The sequence below is a fragment of the Streptomyces sp. NPDC060035 genome, assembly GCF_042736635.1.
Taxonomy (GTDB): Bacteria; Actinomycetota; Actinomycetes; order Streptomycetales; family Streptomycetaceae; genus Streptomyces.
In genome coordinates this window covers 38005-58095 of record NZ_JBHWVO010000038.1, presented here as the reverse complement: position 1 = coordinate 58095, position 20091 = coordinate 38005, and the positions used below count along the sequence as shown (strand labels likewise).

Here is a 20091-nt window from a genome sequence, read left to right as displayed (position 1 = left end):
CCCGCTTCCGCACACCAGCCGACATCATGACGTTCCTCGCTCCAGACCCCACCCAAACCAAGATCAAAAAAACGAGTTAATGATCTGCACGCCCTAAGAGACGGCGGAAGGCGAGCCAGCGGGCGCCCCACCTCTCCGCCGCCAGCCTGCATTCCCACCTCAGAGCCGCCGCAGTCGCCGACGAGACGAGAGGCGGCAACGCGTGCCATGTGACCTTGGGTGGCCTGTACCTACGCGCTCCGCTTCCGCTGCGGGTCATGAGCACGACTAGTCAACCGGCGCCCAGGCTGTGGTCTTGAAAGTGTAGGAGGGCAAGTGGAAGGGATCGGAAGGATCGGAGTAGCGCTTCCATTTCGCTTCGGTGACCTCTGCCCGTGCGACGGTCCCCTCCTCCGTCTCGAAGCAGAGCGTCATCCCGGCCTTGATGGGCTTCGCCTCGTAGACAGCGTCCCAATCTTCGATGGTCTGAAGGCTTCCCGATCGGGCAGCGATGAGGCATTCATCCGGCCCTGGCTTGGGCATGTCTGCGACGCCAGCAGACCGAGATCTCACATAATGCCCGAATTCGATATAGCAGGCTCGAAGGTCGAAATCGGATCCATCTGGATTGACCGAACCGCTCATCCAGGCCCGCCCCTCGTCGAAGTCAACGGAGCTGTTGCACTCCGATGGGTACGGCAGATTCACTGTGAAGGTTCGATCGTTGTAGAGCGGCGTGAACGCCATCTCCGGTGAAGGTGTCGAGACAGGCGACGCTGTGAGCTCCTTAGACGGAGTCTTTTGGCTGCCCGTCACCCCCGTGCGCCGGTCGTTCTCATCCCCAGCGCACATCGCGTCGCCGCTGCAATTCATCTCCGTGCCACTGCACCCGGTCACCACGAGAGTTGCAAGCATCACGAGGACGGCGCATCGCGCACTCCTCGCGGGTCTCACTTCGGGTTCTCGATACGGACGTTGTCGCTGTTCCCGCGCATCGCGTCATCCTGGCAGTTGTTCTCTGTGCCACCGCTGTTCGTAATAAGTAACGCGATGCCTGCGATCAACGCCGGTCTGAGGGTTCACCCGCGAGAGGGACCGGCTGTGGCTATGCCTGCTCTTCGAAGTCACCTGCCCTTTGGTGAGAAAGGTTCAGGCCAATCTTGCTCCCAGGCGGTACGGAACCACCGTGTGGGTCTGGCGCTGAAGAGTCGCTGGATATGGCGTTCGAGGTTGCGGCATCTCAGCCCGTGAGCCACCCATAACTGGCCCACCCCAGAAAGGGAATATGCCATCTCGCTAGTCCGACGTCTCGCTCCTACCTAGCGTCGCTGTGCGTGTACTGTGCACCTGCTGTCACAGGAGTCACGGTTCGCGCGACCGATTCATTGGTCCCGAGAAGCTCCTGGAGTTCACACAATGAGACATGCTCGCAAGAGACTCGCGCAGATAGCCTCTGCCACGCTCCTGGTCACCGTCGCCGCCACACTGCCCGCATCTGCTGGCGAATCCCCAAAGCCGCTCACTTCTCCCACCCGGGCGGCAGCGCTGGCACAGCAGCTCGGCGGCGATCGGACCGGCGGCGTGTACTACAAGGATGGGCGTCTCGTCGTCGCGGTCACCGACCAGGCCGCCGCGCAGACCGTCCGGGAGGCGGGCGGGACCGCGAAGCTGGTGACCCGCAGTGCATCTGAGCTTGCGTCCATTCACCGCCAGCTTGACCAGCTGGGGAACATCCCCAATACGACGTGGGGTGTCGAGGCCGACACCAACCAGGTGAGCGTTGAAATCTTCGACGAGGTAATACCCGCGGGCCAGGGCAGGATTGAGAAGGTCGCGGCAGTTCACCCGGGTGCCATACGCATCAACAGGATCGGCAACAAGCTGAAGTTCAAGGCTACCGACCTCCGCGGCGCCAATGGGATGATCTCCGATGGCTGGCTGTGCAGTGCCGGGTTTAACACCAAGACCTCCTCGGGGGCGATCTACACGCTCACCGCCGGACACTGCGTACCGGGTAGCGGCAACGGCTGGTACATGGACTACAACAGCGCCAAGATCGGCAACCAGAGCGCGTACAGCTTCGGAACCGGCACCGGTGGCTTCTGTGACGGTGTCACTCGCGGCTGCGACTGGGCCACCATCAAGGTAAACGGCCCCGACATCAACCCACTTGGGTCTGTCCGGTTCGGCCCTAGTGACGTCCGCGAGGTCGTTAACTCCCGCTACCCGGCGGAAGGGGAGTCCGTCATCAGGGCCGGGGTCAACAGCCAGGACACGACGGGCAACGTCACCAAGACGAATATAACCGTCAATGTGGAAGGCAAGACGCTGTACTCCATGATGGAGACGAACAACTGCGCTCTGAGCGGCGACAGCGGAGGGCCCGCGCTCCACGGAACAACGGCCCTGGGTCTTCTCTCCGGCGGCACTGACGAGACCGTGTGCAACTCCACCTCCAGTGGCACCTACCGGAACTTCTTCACGAAGGTGCAGGTGGTGCTGGAAGAGCGCGGGCTTCACGTGAACTGACCGCGCTGCCCCATCCAGCTGCCACAGCCGGTGAAACCTGTCCGGGCCCGGACACGTCACAGGGACGGAACAACTAGCCGCTCCGTTTGTCCGGGAGGTCACATGCGCATCAGGGTGTCGCGCTCCGTCAGTCTGCTTGCTGGGGTTGCCTTGGCCGGAGTCGGCCTGGGGACCGTCTCCGGTTGTGGCAGTCAGAAGGCGGCCGTCGGTGGCACAGATGTGCTCGCGGACCGTGCCCGGCAGGTTGCCGAAGCTTGGGACGGCTCAACCGCAGCCGCCGCGTGGCGTGCTGGCTACCACCCCATGGGGGAGGCGGTCCAGCTGCCGCGGGGCGGCCTGCGTAGCCCGGCGGATAAGCAGGCCTACGAGGACCAGAGCTTTGTCCTGCGCGGTGAGTTGCCCGTCACCTGGCCGAAGGACGGCCAGGTGACGTGGGCCGCGGGTAAGCCGCTCACCCGTGCACTGGTGGGGCCGGACGAGTCATACAAGACCCTGGCTGGCAGCCGTGTGAACGGAATACCGCACCTCACGGTGATCGGAGCGAAGCTGGGTGGGATGCGTGTGGCCACCAGCCGCGGACCGGCAACGGTCCCGGCCTGGCTCTTCACCCTGGACGGCTATACCACCCCCCTCAAGCAGGCCGCTGCCATCTTGTCGAAATCCCCTCAGCCGCCCATCCGGCCAGCCCGCGACATCCCCGGCCTTCCACTCAACCGGGTCATCCAGATTGCCGCAGACGGCCGCTCGGTGACCGTCGTTGCCCTCCATGGCGTCTGCGACGACGGCCCCGCGGTGGACGTGCTGGAAACAAGCGGCAGCGTCGTGTTGTGGGCCTCCGTCAAAGACCGGAAAGACAGCGGCAACTGCACCAAACAGGCAAAGTTGCAGCAGGTGACGGTGAAACTGGAACACCCCGTGGGTGACCGCATCCTGCTCGACGCGCACACCGGTCAGCCAGTCCCCTACAAGGGGCTACACGGGATTTCGCCGAGCGGGAGTTGAGATTGTCGTTTCCGTTCCCTCTCCGGTTTTACATCCACGGAGCGGTGGAACCGGGCTCGACGACACTGCAGGGCCTATTGTGCGACATCCCGTGAGTTCTCCTGAGCTCTGCTGAGTCCTTTCCCTTGTGGCCAGGGGGTTCCTCCTCCTTCGAGTGCTCTGTGGTCCGGTGACGTAACTTCGGGATTCTTGAAGCGTTCTCACTTCGTCCGACAGATCAGCAGTCGGGCTGAAGGCGAGGAGCCTCGGGTTGGCGGCACTGGCAGTCGTACGGGACCTGCGTGAGCACTGGGCGCCGGCATCGGTTGAGGAGCTGGAGCGGTTCGAGACCGACGTGCTGTCCGGGTTCGTCCTCGCTCGGGCCTCGGCAGGGCTGGCGGACGGCACCATCCGCGGGGACGTCGGGCATCTGGACCAGATCAGGACCTGGTTCGGTCGACCGCTGTGGGACATGGAGTCGGCCGACGCTGACGCGTACTTCGGGAAGGTGCTGCGGGGTTCACCTGGCGGGACTCGGCTGGGCCGGTCGCAGGCGCTGACCACGTACTTCATGTTCCTGGAGTTGCGGCACAAGGTCGAGCTCCATCGGATGACGGGCCGGGTCGTCGAGTGCCCGATCGACGAGATGAACAAGCCGCGTGGGGCCAAGGACGCCCAGCTGCGGATTCCGCCGAGCGAGCCGGAGGTCGGGACGCTGTTCACCGGCTGGGGCGGTGAACTGGCGACCTGCCGCAAGTTCGCCCCTACCGCCAGGAACTACACCGCCTCGAAGCTGTTGTCCCAGGTCGGCCTGCGGGTGAGCGAGGCATGCGGGCTCGACCTGGACGACATCAAGTGGGACCTGGGCCGCTTCGCCAAGCTCCACGTCCGCCACGGCAAGGGCGCCCGCGGCTCGGGTCCGCGCGAGCGGATGGTGCCGCTGATCAACGGCGCCGACCGGACACTTCGGTGGTTCATCGAGGACGTCTGGGGCCAGTTCGACGACGACCACACCCGTCCCGGCGCCCCGCTGTTTCCCTCCGAGCGCAAGAACACCGACGGCTCTTCGCGCCGGGGGGCCGGCGACGACGCTCTGCGTGACGGCCTCAAGAACGCGGCCAAAGCGCATCTGCCGGGGTGGGGCGAGAAGCTGACGCCGCACGTCCTTCGGCACTTCTGCGCATCCCAACTCTATGCGAACGGGCTGGACTTGCTCGCGATCCAGGAGGTCTTGGGACACTCCTGGATTGCCACGACGATGCGCTATATCCACGTTCAGCAGACCCGGGTCGAGGACGCCTGGGTCGCCGGGATGGAACGGGCCGCGAAGCGGCTGGAAGGACTGGTCCGATGAGGTGGAACCTGCGGCTGACCGCCGCGAACAAGGGCATCTGGAAGGCGTCCGAGCTTCAGCGAAACCTTGCGGAGCACGGCCTGGTGATCTCGGCCGGGAAGATGTCCGGGCTGTGGTCCGGGCAGCCGGTCTCGCTCAAGCTGGAGGACCTGGATGTCATCTGCGTCGTCCTCGGCTGCGAGATCGGCGACCTGCTGATCCCGGAGCCGGGCAAGGTCACCCGACCTGGCCGGAAGGAGACCGATCGAGTCGCGGTCGGCTCCGGCACCACTGCCCCGGCGGTGGTGCCCAAGCGCCGCGATGGCCGGTCGCTGCCTCCGGCATGAGCCGGTATCCGAAGGGCTACCGCAAGCCCATCGACTCCTGCGACAGCTGCCTGGCCTGGGGTGACTTCAGCGGACGCCACTGCCCTGCCTGCTACATGTTCGGCCGCAGTCACGAGACGGCCACCTGCCTCGGCTGCCGACGCGTCCAGCCGCTGAAGTGGGGCTACTGCCGTCTGTGCTGGTGCCAGGCCCGGCTCCACGCCAAGACCACCGTCGGCCAGCCGCCCGCCGAGGCAGACGTGAGGGCCCGGCTCAACGCCGTCCGGCACCACCAACTGTTCTTCATGGGCCTGCACTACCGCAGAGGATCTGCACCCGTCGTTGCACGGCGCGGAGGAGGGCGGGGAGCCGTCCGGAAGCCACCACCCGCGCCGGCCTGGCGGCCGAGTCCCGGCTGGAGGCAACTGCCGCTGTTCGGGCAGGTCCCGCGTGACTACGGCCGTCTCGACCCGGCCGCCGTCGATCTGGCCAGCCCCTGGCTGGCCTGGGCGAAATACTTCGCCTACCAACTCGCCGAGGCACGGGGCTGGGGACGCGGCATCCGCTTCGCCGTCAACCGCGGCCTGGCCATCGTGCTCACCGAGTACGTCGAGGGCGACGTCATCCGCCACAGCGAGATCTTCACCCCGCTCAGGGCCCTCGATCTGCGGTTCGGACACACCGCCACGGTCCTTGAGGAAATGGGGATCTTCCTGGACGACAGCGAGCCCTCCTTCGAACGCTGGCTTGCCGAGCGCCTGGAGGGCCTCGCCCCCGGCATCGCGGCGGAGGCCGAGCACTGGACCCGGGTTCTGCACGATGGGGCCCCCGCAGCCTTCCGCGGCAGCAGAGCACGGTCTGGCTCGACCTCAACGGGGCCCGTCCGGCACTACTGGGCTGGTCGGACCGCTACGACCACCTGCGGGAGGTGACCCACGAGGACGTCCTCACCCACCTCAAGACCCTGCACGGCCATCACCGCCGAGACCAGCTCGGCGCCCTGCGTTCCCTGTTCACCTGGGCCAAGCGGACCGGCCTGATCTTCCGCAACCCCACCAGCCGCATCAAGGTCGGCCAGAACGAATACGGCGTGCTCCAACCACTCGCGCCCGCCCAGATCGACCGCTCCGTCGCGGCAGCTACCACCCCGGCCGCGCGACTGATTCTCGCCCTCGCCGCGGTTCACGCCGCCCGAGTCGCCCAGATCGGCACCCTCATGTTCGACGACCTCGACATCGGCAACCGCCGGCTGACGATCGCCGGACGAGCACGCCCACTCGACGACCTCACCATGAAACTGCTGCTGGACTGGCTGGAACACCGGCGACGCCGGTGGCCGAATACAGCGAACCTTCACCTGCTGATCAACAACCAGACCGCCACGAAGACCAACCGCGCCAGCAACCACTGGATCAGCACCGCGATGCGCGGGCAGGACGCGACGCTGGAGCGTCTCCGCGTCGACCGGCAACTCGAAGAGGCCCTCACCCACGGGCCCGACCCGCTCCACCTCGCCCAGGTCTTCGGGCTCGACGAGAAGACCGCAATGCGCTACGCCGACTCGGCTCGGCGCCTCCTGGAAACCAGTGCCGAATCGTGGAACGTCGTGACAGCATCGACGGATGATCAACGCTGAGGACTTGGTCGGCAGACACGTTCTGAAGGTGACGACATCCTGGCACCACTACCAGGAGACCGAGCCCTCCCTCCTGCACATGTGGCTGCACATGGACGGCCTCGGCCCCGTCCGGTTCCACACACTGGGCGACGGGTTGTCCCTTGAGATTGACCAGCCTCACGGCCCCTACGACCTGGACGAATACGGCCACACCACGGTCGAGGACGACCTGCCCGGTTTCCCCATGACCCGGTTCGTCGGCCAGCGGATCCTCTCCGTCCGGGAGATCCGCTACCAGCACGGCAACTACGACTTCGCCGTCGGCATCACCGTCCCGTTTTCCGACGGGACCATCCGCATCCTCAACCTCGCGGACGAGATCGTCCTGGCCCGTGACCAGCATCTGGGTCCGGTTGAGGAGCATCTCCACGAGGCGACGACGCCCACGAGCCAGGACGCCTCACCCTGAGTCGGCACGAACTCGGGGGTCGATCCCCGCAGAGCACAGCACCCGACCCGCGGGTTCCCGCTGAAGAGCCTTCAGTTTCCCTGAACCCACGGGGCTCCGCGGCCTTGGGGACCATCGGTACAGCCGTTGGCGCTAAGCCCTTGATCATGGTCGTCTAGCACAGGCGATCGGCCCTGTGGGGGGTTCACCGGAAGATCCTCGATCACTGGCGGGGGGTGGCTACCGTCCGCCGCATGCCGGTGGAATTTCTGACTGATGAGCAGGCCGTTATCTGGATTTCTTGCGCTCGGCTGGCGTGATGAGCTGGTCCTTTGTGTGGCTGACAGTGTCAGCCACCTCTCCTAGAGTTGCTCAGTGTCACCGGAGCCGATCCGGCTGGCACCGCACGCATGGGAGGCCCCACCCGCATGACCACCTCGCCGTCCGAGCGCCCCCTCACCTACGCTGAAGACCTCCGGCACGAGGACGTTCACGCCCTGGAGACATTCCTCAACGTCCAGTTGGGGCGGGTGTACGAGGAGGTCGGCGAGACTGGTGAGACGTCCTTCGCGATGCGGTCTCTGCTCATCCTGGTCTGCGACTCGGCCGGGCTCCTGCACACGCTGCTCGCGGTGGAGCGGCCGGAGACGTGGCAGCGGGCCGCGATCGTGCGCGAGTGGCAGCGGCTAGGCAGTACGGCCCACGAGTTCAACCACTGCGAGGGCTATGACCATGACCGCTGGTGGAACCAGGTACGGCACTTCGACGCCGCCGACGAGACCGCCGAACAGGACCGGATTCGCCGCTTCGCCGATGTCGGGCCGTACCCCGAGACCGGTCACTAACCGCGTGGGGCGGGGATGCCTCGTCGAAGGTCGCGGAGCTGACCGAGGGCCACGGCAAGTTCGTTGCGGAGCCGTTCGTTCTCCTCGTTCAGTTTCCGGTTGGCGTCCCGCAGCGCTCGCACCACCGTCTCGTGTGACTTAGTGGTAATCCGCTGGTGGTCTGGCAGGGCCGGTCGTCCCGTGGCGGGTTGCTTGCTCGCGAGGTCGCGCAGCCTGGCCAGCAGCAGGGCCTGGGCGTCGTCGTAGAGGAAAGTGCGGGATACCCCGGCCCGGGAGGCGATCCCGGCGACGGTGACCGGGCCGCCATCGCGCTTCAGGCTGTTCAGGACTGCTTGGACGCGTTCAATGCAGTCCAGGCGGCGTTGTTGAGCGGCTTCGGCCAGATGCGCCGAGTTGTCAGCCCGCATCGGCTGCCCTCTCAGTCTCGTGGCGGACGGCTTCGCTGCCGTCCGGTGGCGGGGACAACTCGTCGTATTCCTGGTCGGTGATGCTTGCGATGACATGCTCGACGGCGGTGGCCAGGCGCTCGTTGACGCCGGCAACGCGAGGACGCTCCGCTGCCGTGGCTCTGATCTGTAGTTCGCGTGTGCGGGCGAGGGTGTCGCGGTGGATCGGCAGGAACTGCCGATCGGTTTGGAAGTCTTCGCAGAAGTAGCAGCCGTCGGCGGCGGTCTTGGGGCAGGGACGCGCGATGTGCCGTCCGCACCAGCCGCCGGCCACCGCGTGGAGCCGGCGCCCGATCTTCTCGGCGAGCCACTCGACGCCGGACGCCGCACCGGCACGGCCACCGCTGGGGAACCAGCGCCCTGACGCTGACTCGGTCGGCACACGCGGTATGTCCACGGCTGCAACACCGTGGGCATACCGCAATCGCGGCGGGAGAACGCCTACTGTCAGGCTGCGAAGAGACGAGTGTCGGTGTGAGGTCTCTGAACTTCCTTGACGCCTTGTCGTCAGGAGAGCCTTGACGGTCCTTCTGGGTGCCCATGCCTTTGACGTAAAGCCTGGTGATCGCTCCGAGGTTCTTGCGGGGGCGGACGGCGAGTTGGTCCTCACCGTGCAGGATCCGGTAGCGAGCGACTCTGTCGGGACGATGTCGGCCTCGTCGTTCTAGACGAGGGGCACATGATCGGAGCATCCGAGCGGGAGGTCCGCTATGAAGCTCAGATCCAGAGGCTACTGCGTCGCCCCGATGCCTCCATGCGCCGCATCCTCTGTCTGTCTGCAGTGTTCCCCTCCGGTAGCGAACTCGACGACTTCGTCGCCTGGATCACCGACGACGAACCGGACGGCCTGCACCGCGAGACGTGGCGACCGACGCAGCAGCGCTTCGGCCTTGTCGAGTGGCGCAACGACCACGCTCGACTGACCTTCACACTCGGGCCTGACCGACCCTTCATCCCCCGCTATTTCGAGGGAAAGAAGCCGAGTGGCCGCCGCAGGAAGCTATTCCCAGCAGATCAGCGTGAACTCGTAATCGCCACTGGGTGGCGGTTGGTCGAAGATGGCCAGACCGTCCTTGTCTTCTGCCCGCAGCGAAATTCTGTTGAACCGTACGCCCGAGCGATCGTCGATCTTCACGACCGAGGACTCCTTCCTTCCGTGCTACCAGACGGCGTCGACCTGACTGATGCCCTCGCCGTGGGTGCTGAGTGGTTCGGGCCCGAACATCCCATTCTGCAGTGCCTCCGGCTGGGTGTGGCCATTCACCACGGTGCGCTGCCTGGTCCTTTCCGGCGCGAGATTGAACGACTTTTGCTGCAAGGCAGCTTGAAGGTCACCGTTGCCTCACCAACCCTGGCTCAGGGACTTAACCTGTCTGCGTCCGCCGTGCTATTCCACGGGATTCGACGTGGCGGGGACTTACTCAAAGGTTCCGAGTTCTCGAACGTGATCGGGCGCGCCGGCCGAGCCTTCGTGGACACCGAAGGGCTTGTCCTCTACCCGGTTTTTCAGCCCACTTCTTCACGTCGGCGGGCCTGGCATGAACTCACGCAGGGCGATGGCGGCAAGGATCTGCAATCGGGGCTCATCGAGGTCGGCATATCACTCTTGCGCAGAATGTATAATTCGGTTGGGTTGCGTTCGGCTGAGTCTTTCCTGCAATACCTCACTGGTGGCCCGGAATGGTCGTTTCCCGTCATGTCGCTGGAGACGGAAGCGCAGCGTGACGACGCGGCCATCAGTTGGCGGTCTGACCTAGGGTTGCTCGATGTCGGTCTCCTGAGCATTGTGGGCGACAACGGCCTGGACTCCGACTCTGATGCAGTGACGCAGACCGTGGCCGAAGCCCTGCGCGAGTCGCTCTGGGAACGTCAGCTTCGCCGCTCCGGCGAGTTCAAATCAGCTGCCATCCGCGAGCTGGTATACAGCCGGGCTAGGCACCTATGGCGGACGTCCACGCCCTCCCAGCGCCGCGGTTGGTTCCTTGCCGGGCTTGGGGCAGATGCTGGGTCCGAACTCGCTCAGGTGTCAGGACGTATAGTTGCCCTAGCGAGTCAGGCCGAAACGGCCATGCTCGAAACTGACCATAATGCGGCCTCTGACATTCTCATCGAAATCGCTAATTCTGTATTCGCGATAGAGACCTTCGCCCCCGAGACGGCACTAGAAAATTGGCGCGATGTGTTGAGGCGCTGGGTTTCCGGTTTTCCCGTCGGGGACCTTCCGGGCGACCGTATAGCTGTGGTGCAATTCATTGAGGCCGACTTAATTTACCGACTGGTGTGGGGAGTGGAGGCTGCCCGTGTGTACGAGGCCGCCCAAGGCAACCCTACTGCCGAAGATCTGTCGGGTGCGGCAGTAACCGCCATCGAGACAGGAACGTTCAACCGGGCAGCCTCAATCCTGATTCGCTCTGGATTCGACCAGCGCCTCGCGGCTATTTCAGCAGTCATGAGCACTAGGGCCACATTCGACTCGGCGGCGCAAATGCGGCTGTGGATCGGCAGCCTCGACCCAACACTCGCGTCCAACCGAAACTGGCCGACCCCCGAATCACGGTCAGCCTGGGAAACCTTCGCAAACCGCACCAGAACCCAGAGCGATCGTCAATGGAGCCGCCATACCAAGGATGTGACGGACGTTACCTGGTGCAAGGCGGCGCCAGAGCCGGGTGTATGGCTCCGCGTGACCGATGCTGGGCCAGATGGGATCGAGATCTGGTCAACAGGTTTCGACCTGCTGGGAAGGGCAGCCATTCGCCTCAACCCTGAGCGTCAGGGCATCTTGAAGGCCCGGCGGCACCACGCCGACACCGGGGTCGAACTGCATTATCGCGGCCCAGCTGACCTTCTTCCTCAGTCTTGACGTGCCCCGCAAATTGGTCAGCACCCGGGCAGCCCTCAGATGACGGCCCACGGCCAGCGCCGTCCGCGCACCGAAGTACAGAGCGCCCACCGCACATCCTGGGGTGACCCCCAGCTCGGCGCCTGGCTCCAGGTGCGGCCGCGCCTGGAGCAGTGGACGGTGGGTACCGCGCCGGCTGCGCCGTGGAGGTCCCGGGAGCCGTCGCAGATTTGGCACGGGCGCCGTATCGACTGAGATGTCAGGCCGCCGCGGCGCCCTCGGGTGCTTGCACCTTTCTGGCGTCGAAGTTGAGGCCGTTGTTGAGGAGTGTGGCGGCTTTGGAGACGGATCCAGGGAGGAGGTGGCGGTAGGTGCGGAAGGTGATGTTGATGTCGGAGTGTCCCATCCAATCTGCAACGTCGGTGATGGGGATGCCTTGTCCGAGGGCGTTGGAGGCGAAGTAGTGGCGGAAGTTGTACATGGTCATCCCCTGGGGGATGAGTTTTGGCTTCTGCTGCTGGAGGTTGGTCCACCACCTTCGGAGGGTGGTGGGGGAGAGGAACGCGTTTCCGGTGCTGGGGCGCATGGTCTTGAGGAGGTAGCCGCCTGCGAAGGTTCCGTGGGCGGCGGCGTAGTGTTCGATGCTTTCTCGGACGAAAGCGGGCAGGGGCACCTCGCGGAACTCGCCGGTTTTCCTGTGCTTGAGGGGTTCCAGGGTGACGGTCCGGTCGTGGACCTGCTGGTGCACCCGGTAGACGTCCTTGGCGACCATGTTGTTCACGTTGACGGCGAGGGCCTCGCCGTTGCGCAAGCCCATGCCGGCCATGAGGTCGACGATGAGGCGGAAGGCGTCGTCGTCGCGGGCCGCGCGCAGCAGACCGACCTGTTCCTTGGTGGGGATCACGGTCGGGCCCGGGCGGTACTCCGGCGGGCTGACATCGAGCAGCGGGTCGAGACCTACTATTCCGCGTCGGTGCGCGTCCTTGAGGATGCCCTTCACCCGCAGGAAGACCTGCGCCTGGGTCGCGGCGCCGACGTTGCTGCGTTCCATGGCGGTGATGAAGCGCTCCACCACGAAGCTGTCGAAGGTGTGCATCTTCCGCGAGCCGATCTCCGGATAGGCATGGGTGCGCATTCGGGACTCGGTCGCAGCCTTTGTGCTGCCGGTGAGACCACGCTTGCGGGCGAACCATGCCTTCGCGTACTCCTCGAAGGTCATCTCGCCGAGTGTCTCCTGCTGTTCGGCGACACTCTTCGGCGTGGTTTTGCGGGCTGTGTAGAGCGCGGTCAGGCGTTCGATGGCCGCGTCCTGGGTGGGGAAGCCGGACTCCTCGGACTGCCTGCCGCGGGTGTTGCGGAAGCGGATGGTGTAGGGGTGCGGGCAGCCGGAGGGCCGACGGCACTCGCAGGGCTTGAAGAAGCTGCCCATGCCCCGCGCAAGCTTGTTCGACGTGATTGTTACGGCCTCTTCTCCGAGTTCGGTCGTAACCGTGTAACCGGGCGCTGACCTGGGGTTATTGCTGACCTTTTGCTGACTTGCTGACCAGTAGTAAGCGTCTGACCTGCGTAAACCGTCCGGCGGGGCCATAACAGCCTGATCACGTGATGGCATCGGGACGCTCAGCGCGTCATTTCGGTGCCCGGGGCCGTGCCATCATCGAGCATCGATCGACCAGTGGAGTCCGAGTTGGGAGGGCGCGTGGCGATGGAGGCCGGCCCTCGCAACACAGACCAAGACGCACCGGATACGCAGCACGAGGCAGGACTGCTGAGCCCTGACGGGCCGGACGAGCACGACGTGACCCCCGAGGTCGAGGTCGAGCTGCGCCCCGCCCCCCGGCTGCGGATCTGGCAGCTCGCACCGATCGTCATGCTTGCCGCTGTCGGCTCCCTGATGTTCGCCTTCCCGCTCGCCTTCGAGTTCGGTGACGGTGGCGCTGTCGTGGCCATGCTGGGGCTGCTCATCAGCTGCTGCGCCGCGGGCTGGGGCATGATGGCGGCCCGCCGCGTCGGCCACACGTGGCCGGGACTGCCGCCCAGAGGATCGAACGAGCGCCCCGACTGGTGGGTGATCGGCCTGTACGTCGCCGTGTGCACCGGACTGGTCGCACTGGCCGTCTGGCGCGTGGCCCGGCTCCGCTGACCCAGCGGCACCGGTCCGGCTGAGGAGGCCGAGCGGCCGCCCAGCCGGATTCGGCTCGGCCGCCCCGGCTCTGCGGCCTGGGGGTGCGGCCTCGTACAGTTGCTTCGTGAGCACTTCGCAGATCCCCTTCCTCAAGGGACACGGCACAGAGAACGACTTCGTGATCGTTCCCGACCCCGACAACGCCGTCGGCCTTCCGGCCTCCGTCGTCGCCCGGCTCTGTGACCGCCGGGCAGGCATCGGCGGCGACGGCCTGCTGCACGTCGTACGGTCCGCGGCGCACCCCGAGGCGCGAGGCATGGCGGACCGGGCCGAGTGGTTCATGGACTACCGCAACGCGGACGGATCGATCGCCGAGATGTGCGGCAACGGAGTGCGCGTCTTCGCGGCCTACCTGCAGCGCGCCGGACTCGCCGCCGAAGGCGATCTGGCCGTCGCGACCCGGGGCGGCGTCAAGGAGGTGCACATCGCCAAGAACGGCGACGTCACGGTCTCCATGGGACGTGCCGTGCTTCCCGAGGGCGACGTCACGGTCTCGGTGGACGGCCGCAGCTGGGCCGCCCGCAACGTGAACATGGGCAATCCCCACGCCATCGCCTTCGTCGACGACCTGGCACACGCAGGGGACCTGCTTTCGGTACCGCCGTTCAGCCCTGCGTCCGTCTACCCGGACGGCGTCAACATCGAGTTCGTCGTGGACCGCGGGCCGCGCCATGTCGCGATGCGTGTCCACGAACGCGGTTCCGGGGAGACCCGCTCCTGTGGCACAGGCGCCTGCGCCGTCGCCGTCGCCGCTGCTCGCAGGGACGGTGTCGACCCCGCGGAGACCGGCACCCCCGCCACGTACACGGTGGATCTCCCCGGCGGCACACTGGTGATCACCGAGTATCCGGACGGCGGCATCGACATGACCGGGCCCACCGTTATCGTCGCCGAAGGCTTGATCGACCCGGCCTGGCTCGAAACGATGATCGGCTAGACCTTCGCTCGAATGGGTGATCCGTTTCACGCTGGGCGAGAGCTGGACTGCGCCGCGTGGTGGGGTCGGTAGCATCAAGCACCGGCCCGGAGGCGCATCCGCATCTCCTCACCGCCGGTCGACGTTGCCGGAGGTGCCCCATGAGCGCAGAGGCCGCCAATCCAGGTGCTCCCCTTCGCAAGCGCAGTCGTCCGCGGATCGATCTGCGCAGGCTCGGTCGTGTGGCCCTGCTCGGACCGGCCTCCCGCGACCGGCTGCCGGACGCCATCGGGCATGTCGCTGAGACCCACCGTGCCCACTACCCGGACGCAGACCTCAATAACCTCCGTCGGGCCTACATCCTTGCCGAGTCCTCCCATCGCGGTCAGATGCGCAAGAGCGGCGAGCCGTACATCACGCACCCGCTGGCAGTGACCCTGATCCTCGCCGAACTCGGTGCCGAGACAACGACCCTGACCGCCTCTCTCCTCCATGACACGGTGGAGGACACCGAGGTGACCCTCGATCAGGTGCGGGAGGAGTTCGGTGACGAGGTCTGCTATCTGGTCGACGGAGTCACCAAGCTGGAGAAGGTCGACTACGGCGCGGCAGCCGAACCCGAAACCTTCCGCAAAATGCTCGTCGCCACCGGAAACGACGTCCGGGTCATGTCGATCAAGCTGGCAGACCGGCTGCACAACATGCGAACCCTCGGTGTGATGCGTCCCGAGAAGCAGGCCCGGATCGCCAAGGTCACCCGCGATGTGCTCATTCCGCTCGCCGAAAGGCTCGGCGTGCAGGCGCTCAAGACCGAGCTGGAGGACCTTGTCTTCGCGATCCTCCACCCCGCGGAGTACGAACACACCCGGGCCCTGATCGCCGCGTCGGAGGCCGCGAAGGACCCGCTCGTGGAGATCGCCGAAAGCGTCAGGTCCACGCTGAGGGATGCCGACATCACCGCCGAAGTCCTCATCAGACCACGTCACTTCGTCTCCGTGCACCGGGTCAGGATCAAACGGGGTGAGCTGCGCGGCACCGACTTCGGGCGGCTTCTGGTGCTGGTAGGGGAGGACGCCGACTGTTACGCCGTCCTCGGTGAACTGCACACCTGTTTCACCCCGGTGATCTCCGAGTTCAAGGACTTCATCGCAGCGCCCAAGTTCAACCTCTACCAGTCGCTGCACACTGCCGTCGTGGGCCCCGAGGGTGCGGTGGCCGAAGTCCTCATCCGTACGCACCAGATGCACGAGGTGGCGGAGGCCGGAGTCGTCGCGCTCGGCAACCCCTACACCCATGACAACGCGTCCGCCGCACAGCAGGCCGAACCCGCCGACGGGGAGCGCGCCGACCCGACCAGGCCCGGCTGGCTCTCCCGGCTCCTGGACTGGCAGGAATCCGCCACCGACCCCGACACGTTCTGGACCACGCTGCGGGCCGACCTCGCCCAGGACCGGGAGATCACGGTCTTCCGTACCGACGGCGGGACGCTCGGGCTGCCCGCGGGCGCCAGCTGCGTCGACGCCGCGTACGCGCAGTACGGCGAGCAAGCACACGGCTGCATCGGGGCCCGCGTCAACGGCCGCCTGGCCACGCTCAGCACCGTTCTGAACGACGGCGACACCGTGCAGCTCCTGCTCGCCCAGGACGCCTCCTCCGGCCCCTCTCCCGAGTGGCTCGACCACGCCTGTACTCCCGCGGCACGGATCGCGATCACGGGCTGGCACGAAGCCAACCCCGACGATGCGCAGGAATCTCACGGAAACCGGCCCACTGCTCCGAGGCCACAGGCCCAGCCCGCGGACGACTCGGTGAACGGCCGCGGCAAGGCAGGAGGCCGCGCCGCGAGCGTGTCCGTCGACGGTCCGGGCGCCCCGGTCCGCCTCGCCGGCTGCTGCACCCCCGTTCCTCCCGACGACATCGTCGGATTCACGGTGCGCGGGGGAGCCGTCACCGTGCACCGGCGCGAGTGTCCGGCGGTGGCCCAGATGCGGGCGGTCGGCCGGGCAGCCGTCGGGGCCCGCTGGAACGACACGGGCGAATGGAGCGACGCGGCCGACTACCGGGTCACCCTCGTCGCCGAATCCTTCGGACGCCCCCGGCTGCTCGCCGACCTCACCGAGGCCATCGCCACCGCGGACGCGGCCATCGTCGCCGCGACCGTCGAGCCGCCCAGCGAACAGCGGGTCCGGCACACCTACACGCTGCAACTCCCGGACGCGGCAGGGCTGCCCGGCCTGATGCGGGCGATGCGCGACGTACCGGGTGTCTACGACGTGAGCCGGGCCCAGCAGCCCGCGGCCACGGCCTGACCGGTCGCCCGCTACGGCCTCGCCGTCTCCCGCCCCGCCACGACCTGCTGCCGCCGACCCTTTCCTCGGGCCACGTCGGCCGTCCGTGCATCCAGGCGTGAGGATCTGCGCGACCCCGTTCGAGTGGCGCGGCGCGCGGCACCCCCGTCCAGCACGTTCCCGCTGGTAGCCGTAGTCCATGCCGCTCATCTCCCGTCGACTTCGGGCCGCTCTGCTGGTCACCGCGTCGGCCACCCTCGTCGCAGCGACCGTGCCCACGCCCGTACCGCTCGGTATCGGCGACCGCCTGTTCCCCCAGCTCGGAAACCCCGGGTACGACGTCCTCTCGTACGACATCTCGCTCACCTATCACGGCAGCAACAGCAAGCCGCTCGATGCCGTCACCAGGATCAGGGCGCGGACCACCGCGCCACTGGAACAGATCAACCTCGATTTCGCACGTGGCGAGGTCCGCGCCGTGGAAGTCAACGGGCTGCAGTCCGAGTTCGCACTCAAGGACGAGGACCTGATCGTCCGCGCCCCCGCCCGGATCCCGTCCGGCGTGCCCGTGAACATCACCGTCCGACACACGAGCGATCCGTCCGGGAACGCGGCCGACGGCGGTTGGGTCCGGACGGCCGATGGTCTCGCCATGGCCAATCAGACCGATGCAGCGCACCGGGTCTTCCCCGGCAACGACCATCCCGCCGACAAGGCGTACTTCACCTTCCGGGTCACCGCCCCAAAGGACCTCACGGTCGTGGCGGGCGGCCTGTCCGGCGGAAAGCGACGACACGGAGCCGCCGCGACCTGGACCTACCGCACGGAGCACCCGATGGCCACCGAACTGGTCCAGGTCTCCATCGGCCGCTCCGCCGTCCTGCGGCGGAACGGTCCCCACGGTCTGCCCGTGCGGGACGTGGTGCCGGCAGCGGACCGCGAGACGCTGGAGCCCTGGCTGCGGAAGACCCCGGGGCAGCTGGCCTGGATGGAGGCGCAGGTCGGCCCTTATCCATTCGAGACGTACGGACTGCTCGTGGCAGACGCGGAGACCGGCTTCGAGCTGGAGACCCAGACGCTCTCGCTGTTCGAGCGATCACCGTTCATCGGGTCCGGGTACCCCGAGTGGTACGTCGACTCGATCATGGTGCACGAGCTGGCCCATCAGTGGTTCGGTAACAGTGTTTCCCCCCAGGCATGGTCCGATCTGTGGCTCAACGAAGGCCACGCCACCTGGTACGAGGCCCGCTACGCGCAGGAGCATGCGCAGAAACCACTGGAGCAGCGGATGCGTGAGGCCTACACGCGGTCCGACACATGGCGAGCCGCCGGCGGTCCGCCGGCGCACCCCGACGTCCCGTCCCCGGAGAACAAGATCAGCCTGTTCAGGCCGGTGATGTACAACGGCAGCGCGCTCGTCCTGTACGCGTTGCGCCAGGAGATCGGTGCGGGCGCCTTCGACCGGCTGGAGCGGACCTGGGTGCGCACGTACCGGGACGAGTCGGCGAGCACCGCGCACTTCACGACACTCGCATCGAAGGTCGCGGGGCGGGATCTGACCGCGTTCTTCGACGGCTGGCTGTACGGGGAGAAGACTCCGCCGATGCCGGGGCACCCGGACTGGCGCAGCACGAAGCCGCGGGCAACGAAGGGCTCGGCACCCGCACCTAAACCCGAGTGACGCGTCCAGCGGGGACATGCCACTATTCAGGTCGTCGGCACCGCGGCCGGCCGGGGATTCCACCCGTGGGAATCTTCCGGCAGGGTCACGCGTTGTGACTGACGTATCGGACTTCTATCGACGTAAGGATCCAATGACCTCCTCTTCTTCCCTTCCCCAGGACGCGCAGGACGCGCAGAGCGCCACGGAAAGCACCTCCGAGAGCCTCACCGAGAGCCTTCGGGCCGACGCCCTGATGGAAGAGGACGTCGCCTGGAGCCACGAAATCGACGGAGAGCGGGACGGCGATCAGCTCGACCGCTCCGAGCGCGCGGCCCTGCGCCGCGTGGCAGGGCTCTCCACCGAGCTCGAGGACGTCACCGAGGTCGAGTACCGGCAGCTGCGCCTCGAGCGCGTTGTCCTGGTCGGTGTCTGGACCTCGGGGACGGTGCACGACGCGGAGATTTCACTCGCCGAGCTTGCGGCGCTGGCGGAGACGGCGGGTGCCCAGGTGCTCGACGCGGTGTTCCAGCGGCGTGACAAGCCCGACCCGGCGACCTACATCGGCTCGGGCAAGGCACTGGAGCTGCGCGACATCGTTCTCGAATCCGGGGCCGACACCGTCGTCTGTGACGGTGAGCTCAGCCCGGGCCAGCTGATCCACCTGGAAGACGTCGTGAAGGTCAAGGTGGTCGACAGGACCGCCCTGATCCTCGACATCTTCGCTCAGCACGCCAAGTCCCGAGAGGGCAAGGCGCAGGTGTCGCTCGCACAGATGCAGTACATGCTGCCGCGACTGCGCGGCTGGGGCCAGTCGCTCTCCCGGCAGATGGGTGGCGGCGGATCCAGCGGCGGCGGGGGCATGGCGACCCGTGGTCCCGGTGAGACCAAGATCGAGACGGACCGGCGCCGTATCCGCGAGAAGATGGCGAAGATGCGCCGGGAGATCGCGGAGATGAAGACCGGCCGCGAGATCAAGCGCCAGGAGCGCAAGCGCAACAAGGTGCCGTCGGTCGCGATCGCCGGATACACCAATGCCGGGAAGTCCTCGCTGCTCAACCGTCTCACCGGTGCGGGTGTCCTCGTGGAGAACTCACTGTTCGCCACCCTTGACCCGACCGTGCGCCGGGCGGAGACACCCAGCGGCCGGATCTACACCCTGGCCGACACCGTCGGCTTCGTGCGCCACCTTCCGCACCACCTTGTGGAGGCGTTCCGCTCCACCATGGAGGAGGTCGGCGAGTCCGACCTGATCCTGCATGTGGTGGACGGCTCCCACCCGGTGCCGGAGGAGCAGCTCGCCGCCGTGCGTGAGGTGATCCGGGAGGTCGGCGCGGTCAACGTGCGCGAGGTCGTCGTGATCAACAAGGCGGACGCGGCGGATCCGCTCGTGCTCCAGCGTCTGCTGCGCACCGAGAAGCACGCAATTGCCGTGTCGGCCCGTACCGGTGCCGGCATCGACGAGCTGCTCGCCCTCATCGACGCCGAGCTGCCGCGTCCGTCCGTCGAGATCGAGGCGCTCGTGCCCTACACCCAGGGTGGACTCGTCTCCCGGGTGCATGCCGAGGGTGAGGTGATCTCCGAGGAGCACACGCCGGAGGGCACGCTGCTCAAGGCGCGGGTACACGAGGAGCTCGGAGCCGACCTCGCGATGTTCGTACCGGTGACCGGCTGACGTAGCACTGCGCTGCTTCT

General features: G+C 66.6%; 18 protein-coding genes. 14 read left to right on the top strand and 4 right to left on the bottom strand.

Features of this window, described 5'->3' with window-relative positions; translation table 11 throughout:
• Positions 1 to 267 precede the first annotated feature (267 nt).
• Positions 268 to 726: a hypothetical protein gene (locus tag ACFWBQ_RS35165; RefSeq protein ID WP_385506850.1), complete on the bottom strand. Its 459-nt coding sequence runs from the start codon at positions 724 to 726 to the stop codon at positions 268 to 270.
• A gap of 669 nt (positions 727 to 1395) precedes the next feature.
• Between ACFWBQ_RS35165 and ACFWBQ_RS35160 the strand changes: the two genes are divergently transcribed.
• The 8 genes from ACFWBQ_RS35160 to ACFWBQ_RS35125 all read left to right on the top strand — a co-directional run bounded on the left by ACFWBQ_RS35160 (position 1396) and on the right by ACFWBQ_RS35125 (position 8059).
• Positions 1396 to 2508 carry a S1 family peptidase gene (locus ACFWBQ_RS35160; protein WP_385506848.1) on the top strand — a complete coding sequence of 371 codons (1113 nt, stop codon included), beginning with the start codon at positions 1396 to 1398 and terminating at the stop codon, positions 2506 to 2508.
• 102 nt (positions 2509 to 2610) lie between these two features.
• Positions 2611 to 3510 (top strand): hypothetical protein, encoded by a 900-nt coding sequence (locus tag ACFWBQ_RS35155; RefSeq protein WP_385506846.1) that lies wholly within the window; start codon positions 2611 to 2613, stop codon positions 3508 to 3510.
• A gap of 250 nt (positions 3511 to 3760) precedes the next feature.
• A complete protein-coding gene (locus ACFWBQ_RS35150; protein WP_385506844.1) occupies positions 3761 to 4843 on the top strand; it encodes a tyrosine-type recombinase/integrase in 1083 nt (360 codons plus the stop codon).
• On the top strand, positions 4840 to 5169 hold the full coding sequence (locus ACFWBQ_RS35145; protein ID WP_385506843.1) for a helix-turn-helix domain-containing protein: 330 nt from the start codon (positions 4840 to 4842) through the stop codon (positions 5167 to 5169). Before ACFWBQ_RS35150 ends, ACFWBQ_RS35145 begins: the two co-directional genes overlap by 4 nt.
• A complete protein-coding gene (locus tag ACFWBQ_RS35140; protein WP_385506840.1) occupies positions 5166 to 6080 on the top strand; it encodes a hypothetical protein in 915 nt (304 codons plus the stop codon). Before ACFWBQ_RS35145 ends, ACFWBQ_RS35140 begins: the two co-directional genes overlap by 4 nt.
• Complete coding sequence (locus ACFWBQ_RS35135) at positions 6077 to 6784, top strand: hypothetical protein (protein WP_385506837.1); 708 nt, start codon at positions 6077 to 6079, stop codon at positions 6782 to 6784. The genes ACFWBQ_RS35140 and ACFWBQ_RS35135 overlap by 4 nt, the downstream gene beginning before the upstream one ends.
• Complete coding sequence (locus ACFWBQ_RS35130) at positions 6771 to 7235, top strand: hypothetical protein (protein WP_385506834.1); 465 nt, start codon at positions 6771 to 6773, stop codon at positions 7233 to 7235. Before ACFWBQ_RS35135 ends, ACFWBQ_RS35130 begins: the two co-directional genes overlap by 14 nt.
• A gap of 407 nt (positions 7236 to 7642) precedes the next feature.
• Positions 7643 to 8059 carry a hypothetical protein gene (locus tag ACFWBQ_RS35125; protein ID WP_385506831.1) on the top strand — a complete coding sequence of 139 codons (417 nt, stop codon included), beginning with the start codon at positions 7643 to 7645 and terminating at the stop codon, positions 8057 to 8059.
• Here the strand turns inward: ACFWBQ_RS35125 and ACFWBQ_RS35120 are convergent.
• Both ACFWBQ_RS35120 and ACFWBQ_RS35115 read right to left on the bottom strand, forming a co-directional pair.
• Entirely contained in the window at positions 8056 to 8466 is a 411-nt protein-coding gene (locus ACFWBQ_RS35120) for a DUF6262 family protein (RefSeq protein ID WP_385506830.1), read from the bottom strand. The two genes, ACFWBQ_RS35125 and ACFWBQ_RS35120, sit on opposite strands and share 4 nt — an antisense overlap.
• Positions 8456 to 8902, bottom strand: a complete 447-nt coding sequence (locus ACFWBQ_RS35115; RefSeq protein ID WP_385506828.1) for a hypothetical protein — start codon at positions 8900 to 8902, stop codon at positions 8456 to 8458. The genes ACFWBQ_RS35120 and ACFWBQ_RS35115 overlap by 11 nt, the downstream gene beginning before the upstream one ends.
• Positions 8903 to 9184: 282 nt before the next feature.
• Between ACFWBQ_RS35115 and ACFWBQ_RS35110 the strand changes: the two genes are divergently transcribed.
• Entirely contained in the window at positions 9185 to 11368 is a 2184-nt protein-coding gene (locus ACFWBQ_RS35110) for a hypothetical protein (protein WP_385506825.1), read from the top strand.
• Between the two features lie 238 nt (positions 11369 to 11606).
• Here the strand turns inward: ACFWBQ_RS35110 and ACFWBQ_RS35105 are convergent, their stop codons facing one another.
• Positions 11607 to 12776: a tyrosine-type recombinase/integrase gene (locus ACFWBQ_RS35105; RefSeq protein WP_385506822.1), complete on the bottom strand. Its 1170-nt coding sequence runs from the start codon at positions 12774 to 12776 to the stop codon at positions 11607 to 11609.
• Between the two features lie 276 nt (positions 12777 to 13052).
• On the opposite strand from ACFWBQ_RS35105, the gene ACFWBQ_RS35100 reads away from it, so the two are divergent.
• The 5 genes from ACFWBQ_RS35100 to hflX all read left to right on the top strand — a co-directional run bounded on the left by ACFWBQ_RS35100 (position 13053) and on the right by hflX (position 20071).
• Complete coding sequence (locus tag ACFWBQ_RS35100; RefSeq protein WP_385506855.1) at positions 13053 to 13490, top strand: hypothetical protein; 438 nt, start codon at positions 13053 to 13055, stop codon at positions 13488 to 13490.
• A gap of 106 nt (positions 13491 to 13596) precedes the next feature.
• A complete protein-coding gene (gene dapF / locus ACFWBQ_RS35095) occupies positions 13597 to 14469 on the top strand; it encodes a diaminopimelate epimerase (RefSeq protein ID WP_385506819.1) in 873 nt (290 codons plus the stop codon).
• A 140-nt stretch (positions 14470 to 14609) separates the two neighbouring features.
• Positions 14610 to 16757: a RelA/SpoT family protein gene (locus tag ACFWBQ_RS35090; RefSeq protein WP_385506815.1), complete on the top strand. Its 2148-nt coding sequence runs from the start codon at positions 14610 to 14612 to the stop codon at positions 16755 to 16757.
• A 178-nt stretch (positions 16758 to 16935) separates the two neighbouring features.
• Positions 16936 to 18417 (top strand): M1 family metallopeptidase, encoded by a 1482-nt coding sequence (locus ACFWBQ_RS35085; RefSeq protein WP_385506812.1) that lies wholly within the window; start codon positions 16936 to 16938, stop codon positions 18415 to 18417.
• Between the two features lie 133 nt (positions 18418 to 18550).
• Positions 18551 to 20071 (top strand): GTPase HflX, encoded by a 1521-nt coding sequence (hflX, locus tag ACFWBQ_RS35080; protein ID WP_385506809.1) that lies wholly within the window; start codon positions 18551 to 18553, stop codon positions 20069 to 20071.
• Positions 20072 to 20091: the final 20 nt, after the last annotated feature.

Bases quoted from the DNA above. Each gene is read 5' to 3' on its own strand.
- ACFWBQ_RS35165 (WP_385506850.1), bottom strand. From the start codon at position 726: ATGGCGTTCACGCCGCTCTACAACGATCGAACCTTCACAGTGAATCTG.
- ACFWBQ_RS35160 (WP_385506848.1), top strand. From the start codon at position 1,396: ATGAGACATGCTCGCAAGAGACTCGCGCAGATAGCCTCTGCCACGCTC.
- ACFWBQ_RS35155 (WP_385506846.1), top strand. From the start codon at position 2,611: ATGCGCATCAGGGTGTCGCGCTCCGTCAGTCTGCTTGCTGGGGTTGCC.
- ACFWBQ_RS35145 (WP_385506843.1), top strand. From the start codon at position 4,840: ATGAGGTGGAACCTGCGGCTGACCGCCGCGAACAAGGGCATCTGGAAG.
- ACFWBQ_RS35140 (WP_385506840.1), top strand. From the start codon at position 5,166: ATGAGCCGGTATCCGAAGGGCTACCGCAAGCCCATCGACTCCTGCGAC.
- ACFWBQ_RS35130 (WP_385506834.1), top strand. From the start codon at position 6,771: ATGATCAACGCTGAGGACTTGGTCGGCAGACACGTTCTGAAGGTGACG.
- ACFWBQ_RS35125 (WP_385506831.1), top strand. From the start codon at position 7,643: ATGACCACCTCGCCGTCCGAGCGCCCCCTCACCTACGCTGAAGACCTC.
- ACFWBQ_RS35120 (WP_385506830.1), bottom strand. From the start codon at position 8,466: ATGCGGGCTGACAACTCGGCGCATCTGGCCGAAGCCGCTCAACAACGC.
- ACFWBQ_RS35110 (WP_385506825.1), top strand. From the start codon at position 9,185: ATGATCGGAGCATCCGAGCGGGAGGTCCGCTATGAAGCTCAGATCCAG.
- ACFWBQ_RS35105 (WP_385506822.1), bottom strand. From the start codon at position 12,776: ATGGGCAGCTTCTTCAAGCCCTGCGAGTGCCGTCGGCCCTCCGGCTGC.
- ACFWBQ_RS35100 (WP_385506855.1), top strand. From the start codon at position 13,053: ATGGAGGCCGGCCCTCGCAACACAGACCAAGACGCACCGGATACGCAG.
- ACFWBQ_RS35090 (WP_385506815.1), top strand. From the start codon at position 14,610: ATGAGCGCAGAGGCCGCCAATCCAGGTGCTCCCCTTCGCAAGCGCAGT.
- ACFWBQ_RS35085 (WP_385506812.1), top strand. From the start codon at position 16,936: ATGCCGCTCATCTCCCGTCGACTTCGGGCCGCTCTGCTGGTCACCGCG.
- hflX (WP_385506809.1), top strand. From the start codon at position 18,551: ATGACCTCCTCTTCTTCCCTTCCCCAGGACGCGCAGGACGCGCAGAGC.